Annotated in this window: 25 protein-coding genes and 2 riboswitches; of the genes, 15 read left to right on the top strand and 10 right to left on the bottom strand. The window is 70.1% G+C overall.

The features are described 5' to 3' along the window. Positions 1-14 precede the first annotated feature (14 nt). From V5F53_RS21195 to gcvPB, 7 genes are all read left to right on the top strand, one after another. Positions 15-1,310: a M16 family metallopeptidase gene (locus tag V5F53_RS21195; RefSeq protein WP_393995631.1), complete on the top strand. Its 1,296-nt coding sequence runs from the start codon at positions 15-17 to the stop codon at positions 1,308-1,310. A 170-nt stretch (positions 1,311-1,480) separates the two neighbouring features. Next, positions 1,481-2,326, top strand: a complete 846-nt coding sequence (locus V5F53_RS21190; protein WP_393995630.1) for a hypothetical protein — start codon at positions 1,481-1,483, stop codon at positions 2,324-2,326. Between the two features lie 135 nt (positions 2,327-2,461). Then, a riboswitch (glycine riboswitch) is annotated at positions 2,462-2,567 on the top strand. 3 nt (positions 2,568-2,570) lie between these two features. Further along, a riboswitch (glycine riboswitch) is annotated at positions 2,571-2,669 on the top strand. 55 nt (positions 2,670-2,724) lie between these two features. Then, positions 2,725-3,888 carry a glycine cleavage system aminomethyltransferase GcvT gene (gene gcvT, locus V5F53_RS21185; RefSeq protein ID WP_393995629.1) on the top strand — a complete coding sequence of 388 codons (1,164 nt, stop codon included), beginning with the start codon at positions 2,725-2,727 and terminating at the stop codon, positions 3,886-3,888. A 3-nt stretch (positions 3,889-3,891) separates the two neighbouring features. After that, positions 3,892-4,269: a glycine cleavage system protein GcvH gene (gene gcvH, locus V5F53_RS21180; protein ID WP_393995628.1), complete on the top strand. Its 378-nt coding sequence runs from the start codon at positions 3,892-3,894 to the stop codon at positions 4,267-4,269. A gap of 25 nt (positions 4,270-4,294) precedes the next feature. Further along, on the top strand, positions 4,295-4,768 hold the full coding sequence (locus V5F53_RS21175; protein WP_393995627.1) for an OsmC family protein: 474 nt from the start codon (positions 4,295-4,297) through the stop codon (positions 4,766-4,768). A 9-nt stretch (positions 4,769-4,777) separates the two neighbouring features. Continuing rightward, a complete protein-coding gene (gene gcvPA, locus V5F53_RS21170) occupies positions 4,778-6,121 on the top strand; it encodes an aminomethyl-transferring glycine dehydrogenase subunit GcvPA (protein ID WP_393995626.1) in 1,344 nt (447 codons plus the stop codon). 37 nt (positions 6,122-6,158) lie between these two features. Continuing rightward, positions 6,159-7,748 carry an aminomethyl-transferring glycine dehydrogenase subunit GcvPB gene (gcvPB, locus tag V5F53_RS21165; protein ID WP_393995625.1) on the top strand — a complete coding sequence of 530 codons (1,590 nt, stop codon included), beginning with the start codon at positions 6,159-6,161 and terminating at the stop codon, positions 7,746-7,748. A 112-nt stretch (positions 7,749-7,860) separates the two neighbouring features. Here the strand turns inward: gcvPB and V5F53_RS21160 are convergent, their stop codons facing one another. From V5F53_RS21160 to V5F53_RS21140, 5 genes are all read right to left on the bottom strand, one after another. Continuing rightward, complete coding sequence (locus V5F53_RS21160; protein WP_393995624.1) at positions 7,861-8,067, bottom strand: hypothetical protein; 207 nt, start codon at positions 8,065-8,067, stop codon at positions 7,861-7,863. 189 nt (positions 8,068-8,256) lie between these two features. Then, positions 8,257-8,715: a carboxymuconolactone decarboxylase family protein gene (locus tag V5F53_RS21155; RefSeq protein ID WP_393995623.1), complete on the bottom strand. Its 459-nt coding sequence runs from the start codon at positions 8,713-8,715 to the stop codon at positions 8,257-8,259. A gap of 25 nt (positions 8,716-8,740) precedes the next feature. Then, positions 8,741-9,502, bottom strand: a complete 762-nt coding sequence (locus tag V5F53_RS21150) for an ABC transporter permease (protein ID WP_393995622.1) — start codon at positions 9,500-9,502, stop codon at positions 8,741-8,743. Continuing rightward, complete coding sequence (locus V5F53_RS21145; protein WP_393995942.1) at positions 9,499-10,440, bottom strand: ABC transporter ATP-binding protein; 942 nt, start codon at positions 10,438-10,440, stop codon at positions 9,499-9,501. Before V5F53_RS21145 ends, V5F53_RS21150 begins: the two co-directional genes overlap by 4 nt. A gap of 251 nt (positions 10,441-10,691) precedes the next feature. Then, on the bottom strand, positions 10,692-11,663 hold the full coding sequence (locus V5F53_RS21140; RefSeq protein ID WP_393995621.1) for a TIM44-like domain-containing protein: 972 nt from the start codon (positions 11,661-11,663) through the stop codon (positions 10,692-10,694). Positions 11,664-11,841: 178 nt separating this feature from the next. Between V5F53_RS21140 and V5F53_RS21135 the strand changes: the two genes are divergently transcribed. Further along, positions 11,842-12,891, top strand: a complete 1,050-nt coding sequence (locus V5F53_RS21135; protein ID WP_393995620.1) for a hypothetical protein — start codon at positions 11,842-11,844, stop codon at positions 12,889-12,891. Between the two features lie 36 nt (positions 12,892-12,927). Here the strand turns inward: V5F53_RS21135 and V5F53_RS21130 are convergent, their stop codons facing one another. Beyond that, positions 12,928-13,629, bottom strand: a complete 702-nt coding sequence (locus V5F53_RS21130; RefSeq protein ID WP_393995619.1) for a DUF1013 domain-containing protein — start codon at positions 13,627-13,629, stop codon at positions 12,928-12,930. 304 nt (positions 13,630-13,933) lie between these two features. Between V5F53_RS21130 and ispH the strand changes: the two genes are divergently transcribed. From ispH to rnhA, 3 genes are read left to right on the top strand one after another with little or no spacing between them, the layout of a single operon-like run. Beyond that, positions 13,934-14,938 (top strand): 4-hydroxy-3-methylbut-2-enyl diphosphate reductase, encoded by a 1,005-nt coding sequence (gene ispH / locus V5F53_RS21125; protein WP_393995618.1) that lies wholly within the window; start codon positions 13,934-13,936, stop codon positions 14,936-14,938. Positions 14,939-14,941: 3 nt separating this feature from the next. Next, the gene (locus V5F53_RS21120; RefSeq protein WP_393995617.1) at positions 14,942-15,907 is read left to right on the top strand and encodes a homoserine kinase; all 966 of its coding nucleotides are present in this window, start codon (positions 14,942-14,944) and stop codon (positions 15,905-15,907) included. Beyond that, positions 15,904-16,356 (top strand): ribonuclease HI, encoded by a 453-nt coding sequence (rnhA, locus tag V5F53_RS21115; RefSeq protein ID WP_393995616.1) that lies wholly within the window; start codon positions 15,904-15,906, stop codon positions 16,354-16,356. The genes V5F53_RS21120 and rnhA overlap by 4 nt, the downstream gene beginning before the upstream one ends. Before the next feature lie 138 nt (positions 16,357-16,494). On the opposite strand, the gene V5F53_RS21110 is transcribed toward rnhA, so the two are convergent. From V5F53_RS21110 to V5F53_RS21100, 3 genes are all read right to left on the bottom strand, one after another. After that, on the bottom strand, positions 16,495-17,625 hold the full coding sequence (locus V5F53_RS21110; protein ID WP_393995615.1) for a polyamine ABC transporter substrate-binding protein: 1,131 nt from the start codon (positions 17,623-17,625) through the stop codon (positions 16,495-16,497). 197 nt (positions 17,626-17,822) lie between these two features. Beyond that, complete coding sequence (locus V5F53_RS21105; protein ID WP_393995614.1) at positions 17,823-19,217, bottom strand: glutamine synthetase family protein; 1,395 nt, start codon at positions 19,215-19,217, stop codon at positions 17,823-17,825. A gap of 236 nt (positions 19,218-19,453) precedes the next feature. Continuing rightward, on the bottom strand, positions 19,454-19,795 hold the full coding sequence (locus tag V5F53_RS21100) for a rhodanese-like domain-containing protein (RefSeq protein ID WP_393995613.1): 342 nt from the start codon (positions 19,793-19,795) through the stop codon (positions 19,454-19,456). A gap of 262 nt (positions 19,796-20,057) precedes the next feature. Here V5F53_RS21100 and V5F53_RS21095 point away from each other — a divergent pair, with 262 nt between their 5' ends. The 4 genes from V5F53_RS21095 (at position 20,058) to V5F53_RS21080 (ending at position 23,392) form a co-directional block, all read left to right on the top strand. Next, complete coding sequence (locus V5F53_RS21095) at positions 20,058-20,375, top strand: YMGG-like glycine zipper-containing protein (RefSeq protein WP_393995612.1); 318 nt, start codon at positions 20,058-20,060, stop codon at positions 20,373-20,375. Between the two features lie 164 nt (positions 20,376-20,539). Next, positions 20,540-21,499: a GTP-binding protein gene (locus tag V5F53_RS21090; protein ID WP_509212711.1), complete on the top strand. Its 960-nt coding sequence runs from the start codon at positions 20,540-20,542 to the stop codon at positions 21,497-21,499. A 75-nt stretch (positions 21,500-21,574) separates the two neighbouring features. Next, the gene (locus V5F53_RS21085) at positions 21,575-22,825 is read left to right on the top strand and encodes a cell wall hydrolase (protein WP_393995610.1); all 1,251 of its coding nucleotides are present in this window, start codon (positions 21,575-21,577) and stop codon (positions 22,823-22,825) included. Between the two features lie 18 nt (positions 22,826-22,843). Beyond that, on the top strand, positions 22,844-23,392 hold the full coding sequence (locus tag V5F53_RS21080; protein ID WP_393995609.1) for a GNAT family N-acetyltransferase: 549 nt from the start codon (positions 22,844-22,846) through the stop codon (positions 23,390-23,392). 221 nt (positions 23,393-23,613) lie between these two features. Here the strand turns inward: V5F53_RS21080 and V5F53_RS21075 are convergent, their stop codons facing one another. Then, entirely contained in the window at positions 23,614-25,896 is a 2,283-nt protein-coding gene (locus V5F53_RS21075; protein WP_393995608.1) for an NADP-dependent malic enzyme, read from the bottom strand. Between the last annotated feature and the right edge of the window lie 43 nt (positions 25,897-25,939).

Genomic DNA, 25,939 nt, shown 5'->3' with positions numbered 1-25,939 from the left:
TCGTGATGGTGACGATGGCTCTCTCCCTCATTTCCGACACCGCGGCCCAGGCGCAGTCGAGCCGCATCACCGCGGTGACGAGCCCCGGCGGCATCAAGGCCTGGCTGGTGCATGACACCACCCTGCCGCTCATCGCCATGGAATTCGCCTTCCTCGGCGGCGCCGCGCAGGACGGGCCGAAGACGGTTGGCCTTGCCAATCTCACCGCCTCCCTGCTCGACGAGGGCGCGGGCGACCTCGATGCCCAGGCGTTCCAGCAGAAGCTGGCCGAGCATGCGGTGGAACTGCATTTCGATGCCGGCCGCGACGAGACCCGCGGCTCGCTGCGCACGCTCTCGGAGAACCGGGACGTGGCGTTCGACCTGCTGCGCCTCGCCGTCACCAAGCCGCGCTTCGACGACGAGGCGATCGAACGGGTCCGCGCGGCGCTGATGGCGGGCCTGCGCCGCCGCTCCACCGAGCCCAACGCCATCGCCGGCGACCGCTGGTATGCGCTGGCCTTCCCCGGCCACCCCTATGGCCGGCCGGTGGATGGCACTCTGGAAAGCGTGCCCGGCCTGACCCGGGACGACATCGCCGCCTTCGCGCGGCGGACGCTGGCGCGCGCCAACCTGCGGGTGGCCGTGGTGGGTGACATCTCCGCCGAGGAGCTGGGCCAGCGGCTCGACGCGGTGTTCGGCGCACTCCCCGCCCAGGCGGAGCTGACGCCGGTGGCCAACGTCACGCCGCAGAAGATCGGCACCGTGGATGTCATCCCGCTCGACGTGTCGCAATCGGTGGTGGTGATGGGCACCGTGGGCCTGGAGCGGCGCGACCCGGACTTCATGGCCGCCTATGTGCTCAACCACATCCTTGGCGGCAGCGCCTTCTCGTCGCGGCTGTTCAAGGAGGTGCGGGAGGCCCGTGGGCTCGCCTATTCGGTCTATTCCTACCAGGTGGCCCTGGCCCATGTGGGCCTGTGGTTCGCCGGCACCGCCACCAAGAATGAGCGGACGGCGGAATCCGTCGCCCTCATCACCTCGGAGTTCCAGCGCATCCTCGACCAGGGGCCGACCCCCGAGGAGCTGACCGAGGCCAAGAGCTACCTGACCGGCAGCTACGCGCTGCGGTTCGACACCTCTTCCAAAGTGGCGGGGCAGCTGCTGCAGATTCAGCTCGACGACCTCGGCATCGACTACGTGGACCGCCGCAACGCCCTGGTGGAGGCGGTGACGCTGGACGACATCAAGCGTGTCGCCGGCCGCCTCGCCACCGCCCGCAAGGCGCTGGTGGTGGTGGTGGGCAAGCCTGTCGGCCTCTCCGGCGGCTGATCGCCGTGGGACCGCGGAATCGGTGCCCGGCCGCGCCGCCGGGCGCCGATTCACCATGTTTCCCGCTTTTGGTAACCAAAGGGTAAAAAGCGCCCGTCCTCCGGTACGCTCATGCGGCACGGTTTGCTATAACCCTTGCCGAGATGGACAGGCCTATGGAGATGAGCGACATGGCTCTTGCGCAAGCAGGCACCCCCGCACACGGCCTCGTCGGCTTGGCCCTGGCGCTGGCGCTGGCGGGATGCGCGTCGGGCGAGGGATTGGACGGAGCCTTCGGCGCCCAGGATACGGGCGTCGCCACCGGCAACGCCGCCGGCGTTTCCAGCGCCGCCACCCCGGCCCTCACCGTGGGCACGGGCGCCAATGCGGTGACCTATTCCTGCCCCACCGTGACCGTGCGCACCGGTGCCGGAACCTGGCAGGTGGCCGACGGCTCGGGCGCCCTGCGCTACCAGGGCAATGTGGGCCAGCTCGCCCGCGAATGCGCCATCGCCGGCCAGACCATGACAGTCAAGGTGGGTATCGAGGGCCGCCTGCTGCTCGGCGAGAAGGGCGCGCCGGGCACGGTGCGCGTGCCCATCCGCGTGGCGGTGGTGGAGGAAGGACCCACCCCCAGGACCGTCACCACCAAATTCTTCACCGTGCCGGTGGAAGTGCCTCCCGGCCAGCCCCATTCCGCCTTCACCGTGGTGGAGGACCAGATCGCCTTTCCGCTGCTGAAGCCGGAGGATCTGGAGCGCTACGTGATCTATGTGGGCTACGACCCGCAGGGCGAGAAGGAGAAGCCGGCGGCGCGGCCACGCGCCCGGCCGGTCGCCGCCGCCAAGCCGAAGCCGGCCAGCGATGAACCGCCCCCCGCGGCGCCGGCGCCGGCGCGATCGGACCCCGGCGCGCCCAAGGGCGACGTGTTCGGCCCGCCGCCCTCCGCCTCCACCAGCACTCCCGCGAGTTCGTCGGGCAGCGGGGCGTTCTCCACGCCGCCCTCATCGAGCGCATTCGAACCGCCGCCGCGCTGAGCGGCCCGCGCCGAGGCGCGCCGGACACGGCGCGCCCGAGGTTGACGTTTGCTCGGTTTTGCTTATTGTTCAATTGAAATTGCCTATCGAGCGGATTCGGAGCTGGCTCCGGCGCCGCTCGCGGCAATGTTTCGGATGATCCCTGCGGGAGAGACCGGCTGCGCGCCTTATGGCGGGCAGAACCGGCGCCGAAGGCGCAACCGCCCCGGAACCGCTCAGGCCAATGGACCGCAGGGGGACGACGCTCTGGAAAGCAGCCACGGGTCCGCCCCTGGCTCACCGAAGGAGTAAGCCGAGCCGGTCCACACGGCACGGTGAAATCTCTCAGGTTCCGCAGACAGAGGGGGCGCCGCTGGGACTTTACTGTCCCGAGACCTGGCGCTTTCCCCGGAGCCGCGATGACGGACGCCGTCGATCCCCTCGTCAGCACCCTGCTGCACACCACCCCCCTGTTCGCCGCCCATGTGGCGCTCGGCGCGCGCATCGTGCCGTTCGCCGGCTATGAGATGCCGGTGCACTATGCCGAGGGCATCCTCGCCGAGCATCTGTGGACCCGCGCCCACGCCGGCCTGTTCGATGTGTCGCACATGGGTCAGGCGCTGCTGGAAGGACCGGACCACGCCACCACCGCCCGGGCCCTCGAAGCCCTGGTGCCGGCGGACATTCTCACCCTTGCCCCCGGCCGCCAGCGCTATTCGCAGCTGCTGGACCCGTCCGGCGGCATCATCGACGACCTGATGGTGAGCCGCCCGCCCGCGCCGGACGCCGACGGCCAGTTGCTGCTGGTGGTGAACGCGGCCCGCAAGTCTGTCGATTTCGCCCACCTCGCCGCCCACCTGCCGCCGTCGGTGCGGCTTTCGCCCCACTATGCGCGCGCCCTCATCGCCGTGCAGGGGCCGCAGGCGGCCACCGCCCTCGCCCGCCATTGCCCGGAGGCCGCCGCGCTCGACTTCATGGCCGCCACCCCGGCGCGCTTCGACGGCATCGCCGTGCACCTCTCCCGCTCCGGCTACACCGGCGAGGACGGCTTCGAGATCGCTTTGGCGGACACCGACGCCGCCCCCGTGTGGGCGGCGCTGCTGGCGGAACCGGAGGTGAAGCCGATCGGTCTCGGCGCCCGCGACAGCCTGCGCCTGGAAGCCGGCCTGTGCCTGTATGGCCACGACATCGACCTCTCCACCTCGCCGGTGGAAGCGGCCCTGGCCTGGTCGATCCAGGCCCGCCGCCGGGCCGAAGGGGGCTTTCCCGGCGCCGCGCGCATCCAGGCGGAACTGGCCGACGGCCCGGCGCGACTGCGCGTGGGCCTGCGGCTGGATGGCCGCGCCCCGGCCCGGGAGGGCGCGGACATCCTCCATGCCGGCTCTGTTGTCGGCACGGTGACGTCCGGCGGCTTCGCGCCGAGCCTCCAGGCCGCCGTCGCCATGGGCTATGTGCCGCCGGCGCTGGCCACGCCCGGCACCCGTCTCGATCTCCTGGTGCGCGGCAAGGCGCTGGCGGCCACCGTCGCCGCGCTTCCCTTCGTGCCGACGCGCTATGCGCGCAAACCGTCCAAAGAGGCCTGAAGCATGACTGAACTGCGCTACAGCAAGGACCATGAATATGTGCGCGTGGAGGGCGAGACCGCTCTCGTGGGCATTTCCCACTATGCCCAGGGCCAGCTCGGGGACGTGGTATTCGTGGAGCTGCCCGACCTCGGCAAGGTGGTGAGCCAGGGCCAGGAAGTGGCGGTGGTGGAAAGCGTGAAGGCGGCAAGCGAGGTCTACGCCCCCGTTTCCGGCGAGGTGATCGCCGTGAATGGCGAGCTGGAGGGCAATCCGGCGCTGGTGAACGCCGCGCCGGAGAGCGACGGCTGGTTCCTGAAGCTCAAGATCGCCAACCCCGCCGAGCTCGACGGCCTGATGGACGAAGCCGCCTATGCGGCGTTCGTCGCCAGCCTCGGCTGAAGCCCCGGGCAAGCGAGGCTGACCCATGGCCCACGACTATCGCGCCACCATCCGCTGGAGCCGCGACGGCGCCGTCTTCACTGATGGGCGCTATTCGCGCGCCCATGTCTGGGCCTTCGACGGCCTGGAGGTGCCCGGCTCATCCGCCCCCGCCTCGGTGCGCCCGCCCTTCTCGCGCGAGGATGCGGTGGACCCGGAAGAGGCGCTGGTGGCGGCCGCATCGAGCTGCCACATGCTGTTCGCCCTGGATTTCGCCCGCAAGGCCGGCTTCCGGGTGGACAGCTACGAGGATGCCGCCTTCGGCATCATGACCGCCAATGCCCAGGGCCGCCTGTTCCTCTCCCGCATCACCCTCGCCCCGGTGATGGTGTTCTCCGGTGCGAAGGCCCCCACCGACGCCGACGTGGCGGCGCTGCACCACGCCGCCCACGAGGCCTGCTACGTGGCGCACTCCCTGCGCGCCGAAATCGTCATCGACCATCACCATCTCACGGTGTGAGCCCCGACCATGCGCTATCTCCCCCTCACCCCCGAGGACCGCGCCGAGATGCTGGCGCGCATCGGCGCCGGCTCCATCGACGCCCTGTTCGCCGATATTCCGGCAGCCCAGCGCACGGTGGCGCTGGCACCCCTGCCCCGCGCCCAGGGCGAGCTGGAGGTGGAACGGGCCATCTCGCGACTCGCCGCGCGCAACGTGCCGGCCGGATCGGTGCCGTTCTTCCTCGGTGCCGGCGCCTATCGCCACCATGTGCCGGCCACGGTGGATCACCTGATCCAGCGCTCGGAATTCCTCACCTCCTACACCCCCTACCAGCCCGAGATCGCCCAGGGCACGCTGCACTACCTGTTCGAGTTCCAGACCCAGGTGGCGGAGCTGACCGGAATGGAGGTGGCCAACGCCTCCATGTATGACGGCTCCACCGCCGCCGCCGAGGCGGTGCTGATGGCCCATCGCATCACCAGGCGGCGCACCGCGGTGCTGGCGGGCAATCTCCACCCCCACTATCGCGCCACCATCGAGACCGTCTCGCGCTATGCCGACGACGCGGTGCGCGCGCTGCCGGCCCGGCCGGAAGGGGGCGAAGACCTCCTCGGCGCCATCGACGGAACCGTGTCCTGCGTGGTGGTGCAGAGCCCGGACGTGTTCGGAAACCTGGTCGACCTCGCCCCCATCGCCGCCGCCGCCCATGCGGCGGGCGCGCTGCTGGTGGCGGTGGTGACGGAGGCGGTGGCGCTGGGGCTGGTGGAGCCGCCCGGCGCCCAGGGCGCCGACATCGTGGTGGGGGAAGGCCAGTCGCTCGGCAACGCCCTCAATTTCGGCGGTCCCTATGTGGGCCTGTTCGCCACGCGCCAGAAATACGTGCGGCAGATGCCCGGCCGCCTCGCCGGCCAGACCGTGGATGCCGAGGGCCGGCGCGGCTTCGTGCTCACCCTCTCCACCCGCGAGCAACACATCCGGCGCGAGAAGGCGACCTCCAACATCTGCACCAATTCCGGCTTGTGCGCGCTGGCCTTCACCATTCATCTCACGCTGCTGGGCCAGGCCGGCCTCGCCCGGCTGGCGCGGCTCAACCATGAGGCGGCCTGCGACCTTGCCGACCGGCTCGCCGCGGTGCCGGGGGTCAGCGTGCTCAACCCCGCCTTCTTCAACGAGTTCACGGTGCGCCTGCCGGTTGCGGCCGCACCGGTGGTGGAGCGCCTCGCGGAGCGCGGCATCCTGGCCGGCGTGCCCTATGCGCGCCTTGCGCCCGACGCCGGCCATGACGACCTGCTGCTGGTGGCCGCCACCGAGGTGACCACCGAGGCCGACCGCGCCGCCTACGCCGCCGCCCTCGCCGCGGTGCTGGCATGAGCCGCGCCGCCCGCATCCCCGTTCCCGGAGCCCTGTCATGAACCGCGAAGGCCGTGGCGCGACCGCGCCGGTCGCCCCCCTGCCCACCCCGCTGCCCTCCCCCTTGCCCGCGGCGCCGGACACCTTCACCGGCAACCGCGCCCTCGACCTGGAAGAGGGCCTCATCTTTGAGATCGGCCGCGCGGAGGTCACCGGCGTCGACCTGCCGGAGCCCAAGGGCACCCCCGATCGCCTCGGCGGCCTCGGGCGCGCGAGGCCGCCGGCGCTGCCCGGCCTGTCAGAGCCGGAGGCGATGCGCCATTACGTGCGCCTGTCGCGCATGAATTATGGCATCGACAGCGGCCTGTTCCCGCTCGGCTCGTGCACCATGAAGCACAATCCGCGGCTCAACGAGAAGCTGGCGCGCCTGCCGGGCTTCGCCGACGTGCATCCGCTGCAGCCGGCCTCCACCGTCCAGGGGGCGCTGGCGCTGATGGGAGAGCTGGCGCGCTATCTGCTGGCGCTCACCGGCATGGCGGCGGTGGCGCTTCCACCCAAGGCCGGCGCCCATGGCGAGTTGACGGGCATGATGGCGATCAAGGCCGCCCACCTGGCCCACGGCAGCGCCCGCCACATCGTGCTAGTGCCGGAGAGCGCCCACGGCACCAATCCGGCCACCGCCGCCCAGATCGGCTATACGGTGAAGGCCATTCCGGCCCGGGCCGACGGCACCGTTGACCCGCAGGCGGTGCGCGACGCGCTGACGCCCGAGGTCGCCGCGCTGATGCTCACCAATCCCAACACCTGCGGCCTGTTCGAGCGCGACGTGGTGGAGATCGCCGCCGCCGTGCACGAGGCGGGCGCCTATTTCTATTGCGATGGCGCCAACTTCAACGCCATCCTCGGCAAGGTGCGCGTGGCCGACCTCGGCGTCGATGCCATGCATATCAACCTGCACAAGACCTTCTCAACCCCCCACGGCGGCGGCGGTCCCGGCGCCGGGCCGGTGGTGCTCTCCCCGGCACTGGCGCCGTTCGCTCCGGTGCCGGCGCTGGTGGAGCGGAACGGCGCGTTCGCCCTGGTGGAGGACGCCGGCGCGGCAGGGGCGGAACAGGCGCTCGGCCGCATGAGCGCCTTCCATGGCCAGATGGGCATGTTCGTCCGCGCCTTCGCCTGGATGCTCTCCCACGGCGCCGACGGCATGCGCCAGGCCTCCGAGGATGCGGTGCTGGCCGCCAATTATGTGCGCGCCAGCCTCCAGGACCTCATCACCGCGCCGTTTGCCGACCGCCCGGCCATGCACGAGGCGCTGTTCGACGATGCCTGGCTCGCCGGCACCGGCCTTACCACCCTCGACGTCGCCAAGGCGCTGATCGACGAGGGGTACCACCCCATGACGGTCTATTTTCCGCTGGTGGTTCACGGGGCCATGCTGATCGAGCCCACCGAGAGCGAATCGAAGGCGTCCCTCGACCTGTTCATCGCGGCGCTGCGCGACCTCGCCCTCGCGGCCAAGGCGGGCGACACCGAGCGCTTCCTCGGCGCCCCCCATTACGCGCCGCGCCGGCGCCTGGACGAAACCCGGGCCGCCCGCGCCCCGGTGCTGCGCTGGACGCCGGCTGCGCCCTTGTCTGACGCGGCGGAATGAATCTGACGCAGCGGAATGAAAAAGGCCGGTGAGCACGCCTCACCGGCCTTTTTCATGCAATCACGGCATATCGTCCCGCCGCCGTGGGGAGGCGGGATCAGTCGCGTGGCCTTCAGCGGCCCGGGCTGCTCAGAGCCAGGATGCGCTTGGAGACGAAAATCGCGGCGGGAATCGCGAGCAGGGCACCGATCCCGGCGGCGATGGGAATCGCGCGCGCATCCGCCTGCGCCGTGCTCGTCACGACCAGGACGATGAGGATCAGGGTGCCGGCGAAAGCGACAGCCAGGATAGACCAGATGAGAATCGCGAGCTTCAGCATGGCACACCATCTTTCTTGGAGGCGCTCAATATATGGCCAACGAGGCGGAGCTGCTTGACCTCGATCAACAAAAGCACACCCCTGCGTCACCTCGCCCTATGGGAATGGCCCCAGCCCCATCGGGTCCGCCGCCCGCGGCGGCCCGTTCACCGTTCGCGGAGAATCGGGAACGGGGAACCCCGGCCGGGATCAGGCCGGCGGCGCGAACCTGAGGCCGATGCCGATGCGGTTCCAGGCGTTGATCGTGGCGATGGTGACGGTCAGGAACAGCGCCTCGTCTTGCGTGAACTCGGCCCGCACGGCCGCCCACGCCTCATCCGAGGCGGCCTCGGCGTGGAGATGCGTCAATTCCTCGGTGAAGGCCAGCGCCGCCCGTTCCCGGGCCGAGAACAGGCCGGAATCGCGCCAGGCCGCGAGCAGGTCCAGCTTGGCCTGGGCGACACCCGCCTTGCGGGCGACGGACAGGTGGAACGCCAGGCAGAAGGCGCAGCCGTTGAGCTGCGATGCCCGCAGCTTCACCAGCTCGGTCAGCCCCTTGTCGAGGCCGGTGGCGTCCACGGCCTTGGTGATGGCGGCGAGGCCGGCATAGACATCCGGCGCAGCGGCGGTGAACGCCTGATAGCCGGGGCGGGCGGAAGCTTCGGTCACGGGCGCGTCCTTTCGGGTCGAAGGCTCAGCTCTTCAGCCGGTAGCCGGTGCGGAACATCCAGCTGACGATGACAAGGCATGCCGCCAGGAAACCCAGCGTCATGGCGAAGCTGATGCCCACCGCCACGTCGGAGATGCCGAAGAAGCTCCAGCGGAAGCCCGACACCAGATAGACCACCGGGTTGAACAGCGTGACGGTGCGCCAGACCGGCGGCAGCATGTCCAGCGAATAGAAGGTGCCGCCCAGGAAGGTGAGCGGCGTCACCACCAGCAGCGGAATGAGCTGCAGGCGCTCGAAGCCATCGGCCCAGATGCCGATGATGAAGCCGAACAGCGAGAAGGTGACCGCCGTCAGCACCAGGAAGCCGAGCATCCACACCGGATGGCGAATCTCCAGCGGCACGAACAGGGAGGCCGTGGCCAGGATGATGAGGCCGAGCAACACCGATTTCGTCGCCGCCGCCCCCACATAGCCGGCGACGATCTCGAACGGCGAGACCGGCGCCGACAGCACCTCGTAGATGGTGCCGGTGAAGCGCGGGAAATAGATGGCGAACGAGGCGTTGGAGATGGACTGGGTGAGCAGGGTCAGCATCAGCAGACCGGGCACGATGAAGGCGCCATAGGGCACATGCTCCACCTGCTCCATGCGCGCGCCGATGGCGGAGCCGAACACCACGAAATAGAGCGAGGTGGAGATCACCGGCGACACGATGCTCTGCAGCAGGGTGCGCTTGGTGCGCGCCATTTCGAACCCGTAGATAGCGCGGACGGCTTGAAGGTTCACGACTGCGGCCTCACGAGGCTGACGAAGATGTCTTCCAGGGAACTCTGCTCGGTGCGCAGGTCGTCGAAGGCGACGCCGGCGGCAGCCAGATCCGCCAGCAGGCGGGCGATGGCGTGCCCCTGCCCCTGCTGGTCCGCGCCATAGCTATATGTGAGGAGGCGGCCGTCGCCGGACAGGGCCAGCTCATAGGGCGCCAGCGCCGCCGGCAAGGCGGCGAGCGGCTCGGCCAGCTCGACGATGAGCCGCTTGCGCCCGAGCTTGCGCATGAGCGTCGCCTTCTCCTCCACCAGGATGATCTCGCCCCGGTTGATGACCCCCACCCGGTCGGCCATCTCCTCGGCCTCGTCGATATAATGGGTGGTGAGGATGATGGTGGTGCCCTTGTCCTTGAGCCCCCGCACCAGGCGCCACATGTCGCGCCGCAGCTCCACGTCCACACCGGCCGTGGGCTCATCCAGGAACAGCACCTCAGGCTCGTGGGACAGCGCCTTGGCGATCAGGAGCCGCCGCTTCATGCCGCCGGACAGCGTCATGATCCTGGCGTCGCGCTTCTCCCACAACGACAGGCTCTTCAGCACCTGCTCGATGTAGGCTGGATTCGGCGCCTTGCCGAACAGCCCGCGCGAGAAGGCCACGGCGGCCCGCACCGTCTCGAACGAATCGGTGGCCAGCTCCTGCGGCACCAGGCCGATGCGGGCGCGGGCGGCGCGATAATCGTCGACGATGGAGTGACCGGCCACGCTCACCTCGCCGGAGCTGGCAGTCACCAAGCCGCAGATGATGGAGATGAGCGTGGTCTTGCCGGCGCCGTTGGGGCCCAGCAGGGCGAAGATCTCGCCGGGAACGATCTCCAGGGAGATGTTCTTCAGGGCGCTGTGGCCAGTGGCATAGACCTTCGACAGGCCGCGCACGCTGATGACGCCTTGCCCGGGCGCCAGACCGGCGAGGCCGGACGTGGGAGAAGCGGAAACGGGAAGCAGGGCGTGAGGCATCGCTTGAGACGGAGCTCGCGGCTGGGCATCGGCCAGGGGATGCGGACAGGGGATGCGGACAGGGGATGCGGACAGGCGCCCCGGCCCTGGGCCGCTGCGCGCCCCCGGTTTAGACCACGGCGCGCCGGCCACGGGAAGCCCCCGCCGGCGCGCACTCCTCCCCTCCGCGCGTCGCGGCGGCGATGGGACCAGCCCGCTCAGACCGGCTGCATGGCCGCGAGACGCCAGGAACCGCCGGGCTCGCGCAGGAACGTCCAAAGCTCCGTGCTCTGGCCCGGCCGGTCGCGGTCACCCGACAGGAACCGCCCGCTGGCACGATCCACCACCACGTCGCGGCTTTCGTAGCGCATGGCGACAGTCGCATACTCCCGCCCATCCTCGCGCCAGGATTCGGCGATGTCGCCCTGGAGCAGCTTCACGTCCGACACCACGTTGCGCACGCCCCGCGCGGCATTGGCCTTCAGCTCCGCCGTCATGGCCTCGAACACCTCGGGCGTGGTGCGCGCCCGCAGCGCGCCCTCGTCCTCGCGGCCGAACGCGGCCTCCACCTCTCCGAGCAGCCGCTCGAAGCTGTCGAGATCCGCAGGCGTCACGCCAATCTCGTCCACCGGGCCACGCCGCGCCGCCGCCGGCTGGGCGCCGGCGGTGGGACCGCCGGCCATGCCGGGGACCGCGCCCGGCCATCCGCCGGCACCCGCCCCCGCGCCTGCCCCCGCAGCGGCGACCCGGCCATGGACCCCGGCGGACGCCGGCTGGCGGCGGCGCAGGAAGCGCAGCACCAGGAACACCACCAGGGCCACCAGCGCGCCCTGCAGCAGCAGGCCCATCAGCCCGGCCAACCCGCCCAGACCCTGCCCCATCAGCAGGCCGATCAGGCCGCCGATGAGCAGGCCGCGCATCAACCCGCCGGCCAGCCCCGACCCGAAGAAGGAGGAGCGCGGCGGCTGCGGGCGTGTGGCGGCCGCGCCGGGATTGGGGGCCGCCTGCGGCGTGGTCGAGCGCTGCAGCGGCGCCGTATTGGGAGCGGTCGTGGTGGGCGGCGGCGCGCTCATGGTGCGCGTGCCCCGGTTGCCCGCGGTCATGCCGCGACGGGCCTCCGCCACGTCCGTCACCATCACGCTCAAGGCGGCGATCACCGCCGCCATCGCCAGAACCGGCCTGATACGCACGTAATTCCCTCCCCTCGCCGCCCAGCCGGGCCGGCGCGACCCACGGCCACGCCCGGACTTCCGCTGCGGAACTTCGATCATATGGGATCGATGCGGCGGGATTGCGAGAGGTCTCACGGTTCTGAAGCGGATGATTTGCGCTATGTAAGTGCATCCCTCCCGTCACCGCGGATCGCCCATGCCGTCCCAGACCTTTTCCTTGTCGCGCCGCGCCGGGCTGCGCACCCTGCTGGCGGCAACCGTCGCCACCCTGGCCCCGGTCGCCGCGCCGCGCGGCCTGGCCGGCCTGGCCCTGGCCCAGCCGGCCACGCCCGCCGGCGCGCCGCTCGGCGTCGGCGTGCGCAACCAAAGCGTGGCGCCCGGCTGCAACGGGCCGGAAAACGTCGCCCTGACCCTGGTGTCGCCAGCGGTGCGCCGGTTCCGCGTGGCCGCGCGCCACCCGGCCTATGTGCATGCCATGGTTGCCGATCGCGCGGTGCCGGCCTATCTCGGCTGCCCCCCGCAGCCCGCGCCCGCCGGCACGGCCAGGAGCGAGCCGGCCAAGAGCGAGCTGGCCAAGAGCGAGCCGGCCACACGGCGCACCACCCTCTACGAGACACCGGAGCTGGCGGTGGTGGGCTATGCGCTGCCCGATTTCTGGCGCCGCGCGGCGGTGCCGTTCCGGGTGGGCGAGGTGGCGACCCCGGGCCTGGACAAGGTGGAGCTGTGGCTGAAGGCGGAGGATCGCGGCGCCACGGTGATCGAGCTGTTCCTGGCGGACGGCTCCTGGCGCCTGCGGCCGCTGCCGCCGCCACCGCTCGCGAGCACCGCCTTCGGCGCCGCGGTGCTGATCGGCCCGGTGGCGCAGGAAGAGCGGCTGCTGGTGAAGCTGAAGGAAGTGGGCTTCGCGCCCCAGGCCCGCGCCTTCACCCTGCGCTTTGCCGATGGCGGCAGCGCCCGCGTGCGCTTGACCGGCCTCGATGCCGAGGCGATCGCGCTGGAGGCGGAATTCACGGATGCGATAGCGGCGCCGTTCGCGGCGCTGCGGGCCAGCTACGCCACGGAAGGCGAGGCCGACATCGCCCGCATCGCCTGGCGTTCCGATGCCAGCCAGCTGTTCGGCGAAGCGCCGGTGATGGCCTTCACCGGCGCCAGCGATGTCACGCTCCTGTGGGCGGGCCGGCTGACGCCGGCCAGGCCGGCGCCGAGCGCGCCGGACCTCATCTTCACCGACTTCGCCGGCGCCTGAGCCGCGCCGGCCGGCGCGGTGCCGGAGGGGCGGGCCTCAATCCTCGTGTTCTTCCTCGCTCTTCTTGGAACCGCCGAGCTTGGCGAACACCGTCTCCAGGTCCAGGGGGCCGCGTCCGCGCCCGCGCTCGTCCGCCTCCTCCTGGGCGGTGGTGACGTCGGCCGGCAGCAGGGTGGCGCCGCGATCCTCCTGGGCCAGGGCCGCCGGGCGGTCCTTGGCGGCGCGCTGCACCTCCAGGTCGAGGTCGATCTGGCTGCACAGGCCCAGGGTCACCGGGTCCATGGGCGAGAGCTGGGCCGCGTTCCAGTGGCTGCGGTCCTTGATGGCCTGGATGGTGGACTTGGTGGTGCCGACCAGGCGGATGATCTGCGCATCCTTCAGCTCCGGATGGTTGCGCAGCAGCCACAGGATCGCGTTCGGCCGGTCGTGGCGCCGCGACACCGGAGTGTAGCGCGGGCCCCGGCGCTTCTTCTGCTCCGGCAGGCGGACCTTGGACTCCTGGAGCTTCAGGCGGCGGTTCGGGTCCCGCTCGGCGATGGTGATGGCCTCGCGGGAGAGCTGGCCGGTGGAGATGGGGTCGAGGCCCTTGATGCCCTGCGCCACCTCGCCGTCGGCGATGCCCTTCACCTCCAGCGGGTGCAGCTTGCAGAAATCGCCGATCTGCTCGAACGAGAGTGCCGTATTGTCCACCAGCCAGACGGCGGTGGCCTTGGGCATCAATGGTGTATTCGTCGACATGGCGGCCTCTGAGGCTTGGGGTTCGGCGTTTTCTTCTCGCGGCGCGTCCCGCGCCACGGCGAGGGCGGCGCGGCTGACGCGGACGGACATGCACGGGTTCGCCTGCGCGCCCCCTTTCCCGGGGGGCTGACCGCGAAACACTTCGCAATGTCCAGGATGCGCCCAACATAATCGCCCGCGCCGCGACTTGCAAATATCCACGCCCGGAAAAGAGGCGCCGGGCGAGCGCCGACGCCACGGCGCGCTTGACAGGCGGCGCGCGGCGCTTCCTTCTCCCCGGATGCCCCACCCGGATCCCACGGCCATGGACGCCGCCCCCGCCCTTCCGGACGAGACGCCCCCGACGCCCGCCGGGAGGCCGCCGCTCGCCATCCTGCTCTGCGCCCCGCGCGGCTTCTGCGCCGGCGTGGTGCGGGCCATCGACGCCGTGGAAGAGGCGCTGCGCCGCTTCGGCGCCCCGGTCTATGTGCGTCACGAGATCGTGCACAACAAATATGTGGTGGAGGCGCTGCGGCGCAAAGGCGCCGTCTTCGTGGAGGAGCTGGATGACGTGCCGGACACCGGCGCGCCGGTGATCTTCTCCGCCCATGGCGTGCCCAAGAGCGTGCCGGCCGCCGCCGCCGGCCGCAACCTGTTCGCCATCGACGCCACCTGCCCCCTGGTCACCAAGGTGCATCGGGAAGCCGAGGTGCACCACCGCAAGGGCCGCCACATCCTGCTCATCGGCCACCGGGGCCATCCCGAGGTCGTCGGCACCATGGGCCAGCTGCCCGAGGGCGCCATCACCCTGGTGGAGACGGCGCAGGACGCCCATGCCGTGGCCCCGCCGGAGGGCGCAGCCCTCGCCTATGTCACCCAGACCACGCTCTCGGTGGATGATACCGCCGGCATGGTGGCGATCCTGCGTGCGCGCTTCCCGGCGCTGGCCGAGCCGTACAAGGAGGACATCTGCTACGCCACCACCAACCGCCAGGAGGCGGTGAAGCAGGTGGCGCCCCAGGTGGACGCGCTGATCGTGGTGGGAGCGCCCAACTCCTCCAACTCCCAGCGGCTGCGGGAGGCCGCCGAGCGCGCCGGCTGCGCCCGCGCGGTGCTGCTGCAGCGGGCGGCCGACATCGACTGGTCCCTGTTCGACGGCATCGTCCGGCTCGGCGTCACCGCCGGCGCCTCCGCCCCCGAGGTGCTGGTGGAGGAGATCATCGACGCCTTCGCGGCCCGCTTTTCGGTGACGGTGGACACCGTTACCGCTAGCGAGGAAGATGTGTTCTTTCCCCTGCCGCGCGCCTTGCGGCCGGATGCGGCGGAGTAGCTCGTGGCCGTCTACACCGAGGTTTCGGCCGCCGAGATGGCCGATTTCATCGCCCGTTACGACATCGGAACCCTCACCTCCTTCCACGGCATCGCCGAGGGGGTGGAAAACTCCAACTTCCTGGTGCAGACCACCGGCGGCACCTTCATCCTCACCTTGTACGAGAAGCGGGTGGCGCGGGGCGACCTGCCCTTCTTCGTCGGCCTGATGCAGCATCTGGCGGCGCGCGGCCTCTCCTGCCCGCAGCCGGTGGCGCGGCGCGACGGCACGGTGCTCGGCGAGCTCGCGGGCCGGCCGGCAGCCATGGTCACCTTCCTGCCCGGCGTCTCGGTGCGGCGGCCCACCGCCCACCATTGCGCCGAGCTGGGCCAGGGTCTCGCCCAGCTCCATCTGGCCGGCGCCGACTTCACCATGGAACGCGCCAATGCGCTGTCGGTGGCCGGCTGGCGCCCCCTGCTCGACGCCGCCCACGGCGCCGCCGACACCGTGGCGCCCGGCCTCACCGCCGCCATCACCGCCGCGCTCGCGGCGCTGGAGGGCGACTGGCCGAAGGGGCTGCCGTCTGGCATCATCCACGCCGACCTGTTCCCGGACAATGCCTTCTTCCTCGATGAAAAGCTGTCCGGCATCATCGACTTCTACTTCGCCTGCACCGACGCCTTCGCCTATGACGTGGCCATCTGCCTCAACGCCTGGTGCTTCGAGCCGGACGGCTCCTACAACGTCACCAAGGGGCGGGCGCTGCTTTCGGGCTATGCGCAGCTGCGCCCGCTGAGCGCGGTGGAGGTGGCGGCCCTGCCGCAGCTCGCCCGTGGCGCGGCGCTGCGGTTCCTGCTCACCCGCCTGGTGGACTGGCTGAACGTGCCGCCCGGGGCCCTGGTCAAGCCCAAGGACCCCCTGGAATATCTCAAGAAGCTGCGCTTCCACCAGCAGGTGGCGGGCGCCGAGGATTACGGCCTCACCGCATGAAGAAGACAGTTGCGATTTTCACCGACGGGGCCTGCTCCGGCAATCCGGGCCCCGGCGGATGGGGCGCCCTTTTGCGCTTCGGCGCCCATGAGAGGACGCTGAACGGCGGCGAGGCGCTCACCACCAACAACCGCATGGAAATGATGGCCGCCATCAGCGCGCTGGAGGCGCTGAAGGAGCCCTGCGTGGTGGAGCTCAACACCGACAGCCAATACCTCAAGGACGGCATCACCAAATGGGTGCATGGCTGGAAGCGCAACGGCTGGCGCACCGCCGACAAGAAGCCGGTGAAGAACCAGGACCTGTGGGAGCGGCTCGACGAGGCGCTGAAGCGCCACGAGGTGCAGTGGCACTGGGTGAAGGGCCACGCCGGCCACCCCGAGAACGAGCGCGCCGACGAACTCGCCCGCGAGGGCATGGCGCCGTTCAAGCTGAAGGGACGGATCTGACCGCGAGCCGCGGCCCCGCAAGGGCGCCTGCCCGCGCGTGACCCGCGCATGGAAAACCCTCCCGGCGGATGCCGGAAGGGTCGATGGCGAACGGACCTGGACGCCGCACGTCACCGGCGGCGCATCGCCTGCTGCAGCTCACTTGCCGCGCTTGAAGGTGTTCCAGGTCTTGGTGATCACGCGCTGAACCGCCGGCTCGTTGGTGGTCACGATGAACAGGCGCGAGAAGGTCTCCTTGTCCGGGAAGATGGCCGGATTGTCCAGGATCGCCTTGTCGATATACTTCTGCGACTCCAGATTGCCGTTGGCGTAGGAGATGTAGTTCGAATTCTTCGCCGCCACCTCCGGGCGCATCATGTAGTTGATGAAGGTCAGCGCCTCATCCACATGCTTGGCATCCTTCGGGATGGCGAAGTTGTCGAACCACATCAGCGCCCCTTCCTTGGGGATCTGGTAGCCCACGTTCACCGGCGCCTTCTTGGTCTTCTTGGCGGCTTCCTCGGCCCGCGTCTTGGCCTGGAACACGTCGCCCGACCAGCCTACGGCCAGACAGATGTCGCCACGGGCCAGGGCGTTGATATAGCCCGAGGAATCGAACTTCTTGATATAGGGGCGGATCTTCATGAGAAGCTCGCCGGCCTTGGCGATATCCTCCGGGTTCTTGGAATCCGGATTGAGGCCGAGATACTTCATGGCGGAGGGGATGACCTCCTCCGGGCCGTCCAGCATGTAGACGCCGCAGTCCTTCACCTTGGAGAGGATCTCCGGCTTGAACACGATGTCCCAGGTGTTCAGCGGGATGTCGCCGAGCCGTTCCTTCACCTTGTCGACATTGTAGCCGATGCCGGTGGTGCCCCACATGTAGTTGACGGCATGGGCGTTGCCGGGATCGTACACCGCGAGGCGGTCGGTCACCTCGGGCCAGGCATATTGCAGGTTCGGGATCTTGGACTTGTCGAGGGGCAGGAAGATGCCCGCCTTGATCTGCCGCTGCAGGAACGAGCCCGAGGGCACCACCACGTCGTAGCCGGTCTTGCCGGCAAGCAGCTTGGTCTCCAGGACCTCGTTGCTGTCGAACACGTCGTAGCGGACCTTGATGCCGGTTTCCTTGGTGAAATCCTCGAGCACGGTGGGGTCGATATAATCGGACCAGTTGAAGACGTTGACCACCTTCTCCTGGGCCAACGCCGGCCCCGACGGCGCCACGCCGGCGCCAAGCGCCAAACCGAGCGCCACACCCAGAACGGCCGCCTTGAAAGCGCGACTCATCCGCTTTTCTCCTCTGAGAGACGACGGGATTGTCTCTCCCGCCCGCTCCCGAAGGCTATTGCGTTGGGCCGTGGCGCTCAACCGGAAAAGTTAAGATCTCCCGGTAAAAGCATTGGAGGGCCCATTGCTGCCATGGCGCCCCGGCATGGACAAGGAAAGGAGCCTAAAAGCACGCGACTTCTCAGGCTCCTTTGCTCTCATAGATAGGTTTCATACTCCAATGGAAGGATGACGCGCGTAAAGGCTGCCATTTCTTCGGCCTTCATGACTGCGTACACCCTTCGGAAATCCTCACCGAACGCCTTGGCGATAAAAGGCGAAGATGCGAAACGCGACACCGCGTCGGCCATGGACGGGCTCAGCTTCGGCGCGTCGCGGTCATAGGCATTGCCCACCAGCGGCGGCGGCGGCTCGATCTTGTGTTCCAGCCCCTCCAGGATGCCCGCCAGGATGGCCGCCAGCACCAGATGGGGATGGGCCTCCGCCCCGGCGATGCGGTGCTCCAGCCGCTTGGCCTGCGGCGGGCCATTGGGCACGCGCACCGCCACCGAGCGATTGTCATAGCCCCAGGTCACCGACACCGGCGCGTAGCTGCCCGGCACCAGGCGCCGGTAGCCGTTGTAGCTCGGCACGAACAACAGCGTCGAATCGAGCATGCCGGCCAGCATGCCGCCCGCCGCATGGCGCAGCGCCGCCTCGCCCCCCTCCGGCCGGGCGAAGAAATTGCCGCCGCCCGTGTCCACCAGGGAAATGTGCACATGCATGCCGTTGCCGGCGAAATCGGCCAGCGGCTTGGCCATGAAGGTGGCGCGCAGGCCATGGCGCCGGGCCACGCCGTCGATCAGGCGCCGCAGCAATAGGGCGTCGTCGGCGGCCGCCATGGGATCGACCCGGTGGTAAAGATTGACCTCGAACTGGCCGGGCGCCGCTTCCGAGATCACCGTATCCGCCGGCAGGCCCTGGAGCCGGCAGGCTTCGCGGATCTCGTGCAGCACCTCGGAAAAGGCATCGAGGTCCGACATGGCGTACATGTTCTGCCGCGCCTGCCCGGTTGCCGGAAACACCGGCTGCGGCGCCTCGCCGGGGGCGCCGGGCCGCAGCAGGTAGAATTCCAGCTCGAAGGCGACGCAGGGGGTGAGCCCCAGAGCTTCGAAACGCGACACGATCTTGGCGAGCTGCTGGCGCGGATCCAGCCGCCAGGGAGCGCCACGGGCCGAGCCATCCGGCTCGTGCATGGTGATGAGCACCTGGGCGGTGGGCCGGGAGGCCCAGGGCACCGGCTTCAGCGTGCCCGGAACCGGCCAGCACAGGCCGTCCTTGTCGCCGGTCTCAAGATGGATCTCGGTGGACTCCACCTCGCAGCCCCACACGTCGAGGCCGAAGATGGACAGAGGGATCGCGACCCCATCCTTCCACACCTTGCCGATGGAGGTTCCCGGAAGCCACTTGCCCCGGAACACACCGGACGTGTCCGGCAGGAGAACCTCCACCACATCGGGGGTGCCGAAGGCGTTCAGATAGGCCGCGACCTCGTCCACCGGGGCGCCAGGCGCCGCGGCATCGAGAGGTTGACCGGACGTGGTTACCGGCATGATGCTCCTGATGTGAAATTGCACATGCCGCCATCCAAGCGCGAAGACACAAAACCTTCAAGCGTGACGATGGCCCCGCGCGCAGATGAGCGGCCGCGCCCCCGGGCCGACGCGCCGGCGCGCGGCCACCGCCCCAAGCACCAAGCACCAAGCACCAGGCACCAGGCACCAGGCACCAGGGCGATTTCGCGCCCCGGCCCCAGCGGCCCCGGGGCGCGCGGACGGGCCGAGCGCGCTCAGCCGCGCTCGATGTCGAATCCAGCGGCCTTCCAGGCCAGGATGCCGCCTTGCATATGCTCCTCGAACGGCAGGCCCGCCCGCTGCGCGGCGGCGGACGCCTGCTGCGAGCGCTGGCCCGAGCGGCAGGAGAACACGAGGCGCTTGCCGGCCGGGTCCGGCAGTGGCTCCACCGCGAACCGGCTGAGCGGCACGTTCACCGCGCCGGGAATGCGCTCGGCCTGGATCTCGTTCGGCTCGCGCACATCCACCAGGAGAATGGAGCCATCCGCCAGGCCGGCCTTCACGTCGGCCGGGGTGAGGTGGGTGATGCGCCCGCCGAAGGGGTTTGTCTCGCTCATGAATGCGACGTCCTCGAAATGAAGGCGCAAACCCTGCACCGGACCCACCCGGCAACGCAAGTCCATTGACGCCGCCCCGCGCGCCCTCATGCCCATGCCGCGCCTGACGGGCGCGCCGTGCGGGGAGGGCGGTGGCGGAGCGGTCCGAAGCTGCACCTTTGCCAACCGTTCCGCTCATCTGCCGTTCATGTTGAGCTTGCTAAACCCCATCTCGTCATCACGCCACGGATGGCCAAGCCACCGGGGCGACAGGGAAAACACCATGTTCATCCGTGCCGGACTGGCCGCCCTCGTCACCACCTGCCTCGCCCTCGCGGGCCCCGCCCCGGCGCGGGCCCAGAGCAACGCCGCGGCCGGTGCCCTCATCGGCGGCGCCACCGGGGCGCTGATCGGCGGCGCGGTGACCGGGCGCGCCGGCGGCGTGGCGGCGGGCGCCCTCATCGGCGGCACCACCGGTGCCCTCATCGGCGCCCAGTCGGACCGGCCCGAGGCCTTCTATGTGTGGGGGCGCGACGGACGGTGCTACCTGCAGAACCCGGACGGCGAGGTGGTGCGCGTGTCGCGCTCCCATTGCGAGTGACCTGAATTCAGACTGTTGATCGGTTCCGTTCCCCCGCACGGTTCCGATCAATGGGAAGGCGCCGGCATTCGCCGGCGCCTTTTCCCGTTTCGGCCGCGGGCCCCAGGCCTGCCCCGCTCCCCCTGGCCGCCGGCCGGCAAAGCTGCTGTGATGGCGGGCGTTCCTTGCCCTCGATTCTGCGGATGCTGCGCCCCTTGTCCAACCTCACCGACCTCGACGCGCTGCGCGGCGGCGGCAAAAAGGCCGTCGCCCAGGCGCTGGCCGCCGTGGAGACCCGGCGCGGCCAGCCGGACCTCGTGACCCTGCTCGATGCCGCCGCCAAGGCCGCCAAGGCCCATGTCCTCGGCCTCACGGGCCCGCCCGGCGTCGGCAAGTCCACCCTCACCAACGCCCTGGTGCACCGCGCCCGCGCCGCCGGGCAGACGGTGGCGGTGCTGGCGGTGGACCCGTCCTCGCGCCGCACCCGCGGGGCGCTGCTGGGCGACCGCGCCCGCATCCAGACCGACCCCGAGGATCGCGGCGTGTTCGTGCGCTCCATGGCCGCGCGCGACCGGCTCGGCGGCCTGTCCGACGACGCCATCGCCGCCGTGGTGCTGCTGCGCGCGGTCTACGACCTCGTGATCGTGGAGACGGTGGGCGTCGGCCAGTCGGAGGCCGACATCTCGCTGGTGGCCGACACCGTGGTGCTGTGCATCCAGCCGGCCTCGGGCGACAGCCTTCAGTTCATGAAGGCAGGCGTGATGGAGCTGCCCGACATCATCGTCGTCACCAAGGCCGACATGGTGGAGGTGTCGCGCCGGGCCGCCTCCGAGGTGGCCGGGGCGCTGTCCCTGTCCGGTGGCGCGGACGATTGGAAGGTGCCCGTCATCCGCCTGTCCGCCGCCTCGGGGGAAGGGCTGGAAGGCTTCGACGCGGCGGTCGGTGCGCATGCCGCCTTCCTGGCGGAAGGCGGTCGCCGCGCGGCCCAGCGCGCCGTCCAGGAAGACAAATGGGTGGAGGAGGCGATCAAGGTGCGGTTCGGCACCCATGGCCTCGCCCGCGCCCGCGCGCTGGCCGTCGCCGCCGGCACGCCGTTTGCCCGCGAGGCGGAATTGGCGATACGGTTAACCTCCGATCAAGGGTAATCGGCCAATGCTCTTGCCTGTCGCCGGCGGGTCACAGCCGGCGTGTGTGGTGCGTAAGCGGGCGAGGGCGGGACCATGGCTACTTCGCAGGTGTGGCGGCACGGGCTGCCGCTCATCGTCGCCGTTGGCGTGCTCGGCCCCCTGTCCGTGCCGCTGGCGGCCGGCGACGCGGGCCTGGCCGGAAGCCCCGGCGCCACGACCCTGCTGTCGGCGCCCCTCTCTGCCCCCATGCGCCGCCTGAAGGTCGCCACCCTCGATCTGCCGAGGCCCATCGGCGCCATGCCCGACGGGCCCGCGCTGCCCGTCGCGCCGGCGCCGGAGCCGGTCCGCGTGGTCGCCGCCATCACCCCCGATCGCGATTTCCAATACCCCCCGCCGCTGGTGCTCGCCGAGCCGCAGCCCATCTCCCCGCCGGCACCGTCCGCCATCCTCGCCGATCCCGACGCGCCGGAGCCGGCGGTGGAGCCGATGCCCGCCAGCCCGCACCTGGAACTGGCCCTGGACCTGCTGCTGGAGCTGCCGGTGATCCAGGACGACGGCGCCGGGCTCGCGGCCTCCACCAGTTTCGGCACCGATTTCGACGGCATGGAAGCCGCCGACGTGGAATTGCCGGCCGAGCCGGAAACCGTGCCGGAGGCGGACCCGCTCAACAATGCCCTGGCCGAAGTGTCACCCGGCGAGGCGGCGGCGCCGATCCTGCGCCACGACGACACCACCGTGTTCGGCCGCGATCCGCGCCAGTTCCCGCCCCTGGCCTTCGAATACCACGCCCTGGCCGACCAGGGCTTCGTGCCCCAGCCGTTGCAGCCGCCGGCGCCGGCGCCGGCGCTCGCCCCCGCCGTGGCCGAGGAGCAGAGCCCGGAGCGCGACGGCATCTGGCCCTCTCCGGCCCAGCGCCTGAACCTGGACGGAACGACCTTGGCCCGCGCCCAGAAATGCCTGGCGGAGGCCATCTATTTCGAGAGCCGGGGCGAGCCGAAGCGGGGCCAGATCGCGGTCGCCCAGGTGATCGTCAACCGTGTGTTCTCCGGCTATTATCCCGCCGACGTCTGCGGCACCGTCTATCAGAACGCCCACCGGCACCTGGCCTGCCAGTTCACCTTCGCCTGCGACAATGTGAAGGACGTCATCCGCGAGCCGGACATGTGGGTGCAGGCCAAGGAGATCGCCGCCGACATGCTCGACGGCAAGCTGTGGCTCGACAGCGTCGGCCGCGCCACCCACTACCACGCCTATTGGGTGCATCCGAGCTGGGTGCGGGAGATGAACAAGCTCGACCGCATCGGCGTGCATACCTTCTACCGCCCGCGCCGCTGGCAGGGCTGAGGGACGGGAGGGGCCGGAATGACCGCAGGCGGCATCCTCGTGCGTCCGCACGGCCTGTTCCGGGCCAGCTATGTGGAGGCCCTGCGCGAAGGCTTCGTGTGGGCCGCGCGCGCGCCGCTGGAGGCCGATGTCATCGCCTTCGTGGACAGCCACTTTTCCGATTACCTGCGCCGCCTCGACGAGGACGGGCAGGTGCCCATGCCCGGCGCGCCGGCGCTGTCTGGCGTGCCCTCCAACACCTTCTGGCTGGTGGAGGACCGCGACTTCATCGGCGCGGTGAACATCCGCTGCCGGATCGACACCCCCGCCCTCGCCCATTTCGGCGGACATGTGGGCTATGCGGTGCGCCCCGGCCGCCGGCGCCAGGGGCATGGCACGCGCCTGCTGGCGCTCGCCCTCGACATCTGCCGGGGCATGGGCCTCGGCATCGTCCGGCTGAGCTGCGTGGAGGACAATATCGGCTCCCGGCGGGTGATCGAGGCCAACGGCGGGCTGCTGCTGCGCCGCTGTCCGCCCGCATGGTACGCACCCGACCCTTACCTGCTCTACGAGATCCCGCTGATCTGAGAGCGGCGGCCGGCGCCGTCCACCGGCACGAACGCTCTCCGCTCAAGCACCGCGCAGGCTTGACAGAGCACCCACGGCCCCGAGCCCACGGACCCAGGCTTGACCCCGCCCCAGCACCAGGGCGTCGCCGACGCACCGCTCGCCCAGGCGTGCGCACAAAAACGCCGGCGCCGGGTTTCCCCGGCACCGGCGCCCTGGACACAGCCGGACGCGGCGACCGATCAGGGACCGGTCTGCGCCTCCACCACCGCCACCGCCGTCATGTTGACGATGCCGCGCGCGGTGATGGACGGGCTCAGGATGTGGGCGGGCTTGTCGGTGCCCATCAGGATGGGCCCCACAGGCAGGGAATCACCCAGCACCTTCAGCATGTTGTAGGCGATGTCGGCAGCGTCGAGGTCGGGCATCACCAGCACGTTGGCGACGCCGTTCAGCCGCGAATGCGGCAGCGCGCGCTTGCGGATGTCCTCCACCAAAGCGGCATCGGCCTGCATCTCGCCATCGACCTGCAGGTCGGGCGCCCGCTCGCGCAGGATGTCGAGGGCGGCGCGCACGCGCTTGGCCGACAACGTCTCATGGCTGCCGAAGTTGGAGTGGGACAGCAGGGCGATGCGCGGCTCCAGGCCGAAGCGGCGCACGTGGGCCGCTGCCAGCACCGTCATCTCGGCCAGGTCCGGGGCCGTGGGCTCGGTCTGGATCTGGGTGTCGCAGATGAAGAAATTGCCCTTGGGCGTGATCAGCAGCGACAGCGCCGCCAGTTCCTTCACCCCCGGGGCGCGGCCGATGATGTCCCGCACCTGCCGCAGGTGGCGGGTGAAGCGGCCCTCGATGCCGCACAGCATGGCGTCCGCCTCGCCGCGCCGCACCGCCAGCGCGGCGATGACGGTGGGATGGGTGCGCACCAGGGTGCGGGCCGCATCCGGCGTCACGCCGCGACGGCCACTCACCTCGATATAGTCGCGCACATAATCGCGATAGCGCGGATCGTCCTCGGGATTGATGAGCTCGAAATCGACGCCGGCCTTGATGGCGAGGCCGAACCGCTTGATGCGCGAGTCCACCACATTGGGGCGGGCCACCAGGATCGGGCGGGCGATGCCCTCCTCCACCACCGCCTGGACCGCGCGCAGCACGCGCTCGTCCTCGCCCTCGGCGAAGATCACGCGCTTCATGTCCAGCTTCGCGCGGGCGAACAGCGGGCGCATGATGAAGCCGGAGCGGAACACGAAATCGTCCAGCACCGCGAGGTAATGGTCGAAATCGGCGATGGGGCGGGTGGCGATGCCGGTCTCCATGGCCGCCTTCGCCACCGCTGGCGCGATGCGCAGGATCAGGCGCGGATCGAACGGCGAGGGAATGAGCGAATCGGCGCCGAACATGCGGGTCTCGCCGCCATAGGCGCGGGCCACCACGTCGGACGGGGTCTCGCGCGCCAGTGCGGCGATGGCCTCGACGGCGGCCATCTTCATCTCGTCATTGATGTCGGTGGCGCCGACATCCAGCGCGCCGCGGAAGATGTAGGGGAAGCACAGGACGTTGTTGACCTGGTTCGGGAAGTCCGACCGGCCGGTGCAGATCATGGCGTCGGGCCGCGCCTCGCGGGCGAGCTCGGGCATGATTTCCGGGGTGGGGTTGGCCAGCGCCAGGATGAGCGGGTTCGCCGCCATCTTCTTCACCATCTCCGGCTTCAGCACACCGCCGGCGGACAGGCCGAGGAAGATGTGGGCGCCCTCGATGACCTCGTCGAGGGTGCGCTTCTCGGTCTTCTGGGCGAACTTCTCCTTGTAGGGGTCCATGAGGGTGTTGCGGCCCTCGTAGACCACGCCCTCGATGTCGCAGACCCAGATGTTCTCTTTCTTGGCGCCCAGCTTCACCAGCAGGTTGAGGGAGGCCAGCGCCGCGGCGCCGGCGCCGGAGGCGACGATCTTCAGGTCACCGATCTTGCGGTTGCCCACTTCCATGGCGTTGCGCACGGCGGCGCCGACGATGATGGCGGTGCCATGCTGGTCGTCGTGGAACACCGGGATCTTCATGCGCTCGCGCAGCTGGCGTTCCACCTCGAAGCACTCGGGGGCCTTGATATCCTCAAGGTTGATGCCGCCGAAGGTGGGCTCCAGCGCGGAGATGACATCCACCATGCGCTCCACCGTCAGCGCGTCGATCTCGATGTCGAACACGTCGATGCCGGAGAACTTCTTGAACAGGACCGCCTTGCCCTCCATCACCGGTTTGCCGGCGAGGGGGCCGATGGCGCCGAGGCCCAGCACCGCGGTGCCGTTGGAGACCACGCCGACGAGGTTGGAACGGATGGTCAGCTCCGCCGCCTGGAGCGGATCGGCGGCGATGGCCTCGCAGGCCGCGGCGACGCCGGGAGAATAGGCCAGCGCCAGGTCGCGCTGGTTGCCGAGCGGCTTGGTGGCCTGGATCTCCAGCTTCCCGGGCCTTGGCAGGCGATGATAGATGAGCGCCCCGGAACGCAGATCCTCGGAAATATTCGACGCCATCCTCGTTCCAGCTCCTTCACCGGCCATCACGTTCCCCGGGATA

The organism is Xanthobacter cornucopiae (assembly GCF_043195065.2).
Classification (GTDB): Bacteria; Pseudomonadota; Alphaproteobacteria; order Rhizobiales; family Xanthobacteraceae; genus Xanthobacter.
This window is presented reverse-complemented; position numbering and strand designations above follow the sequence as displayed.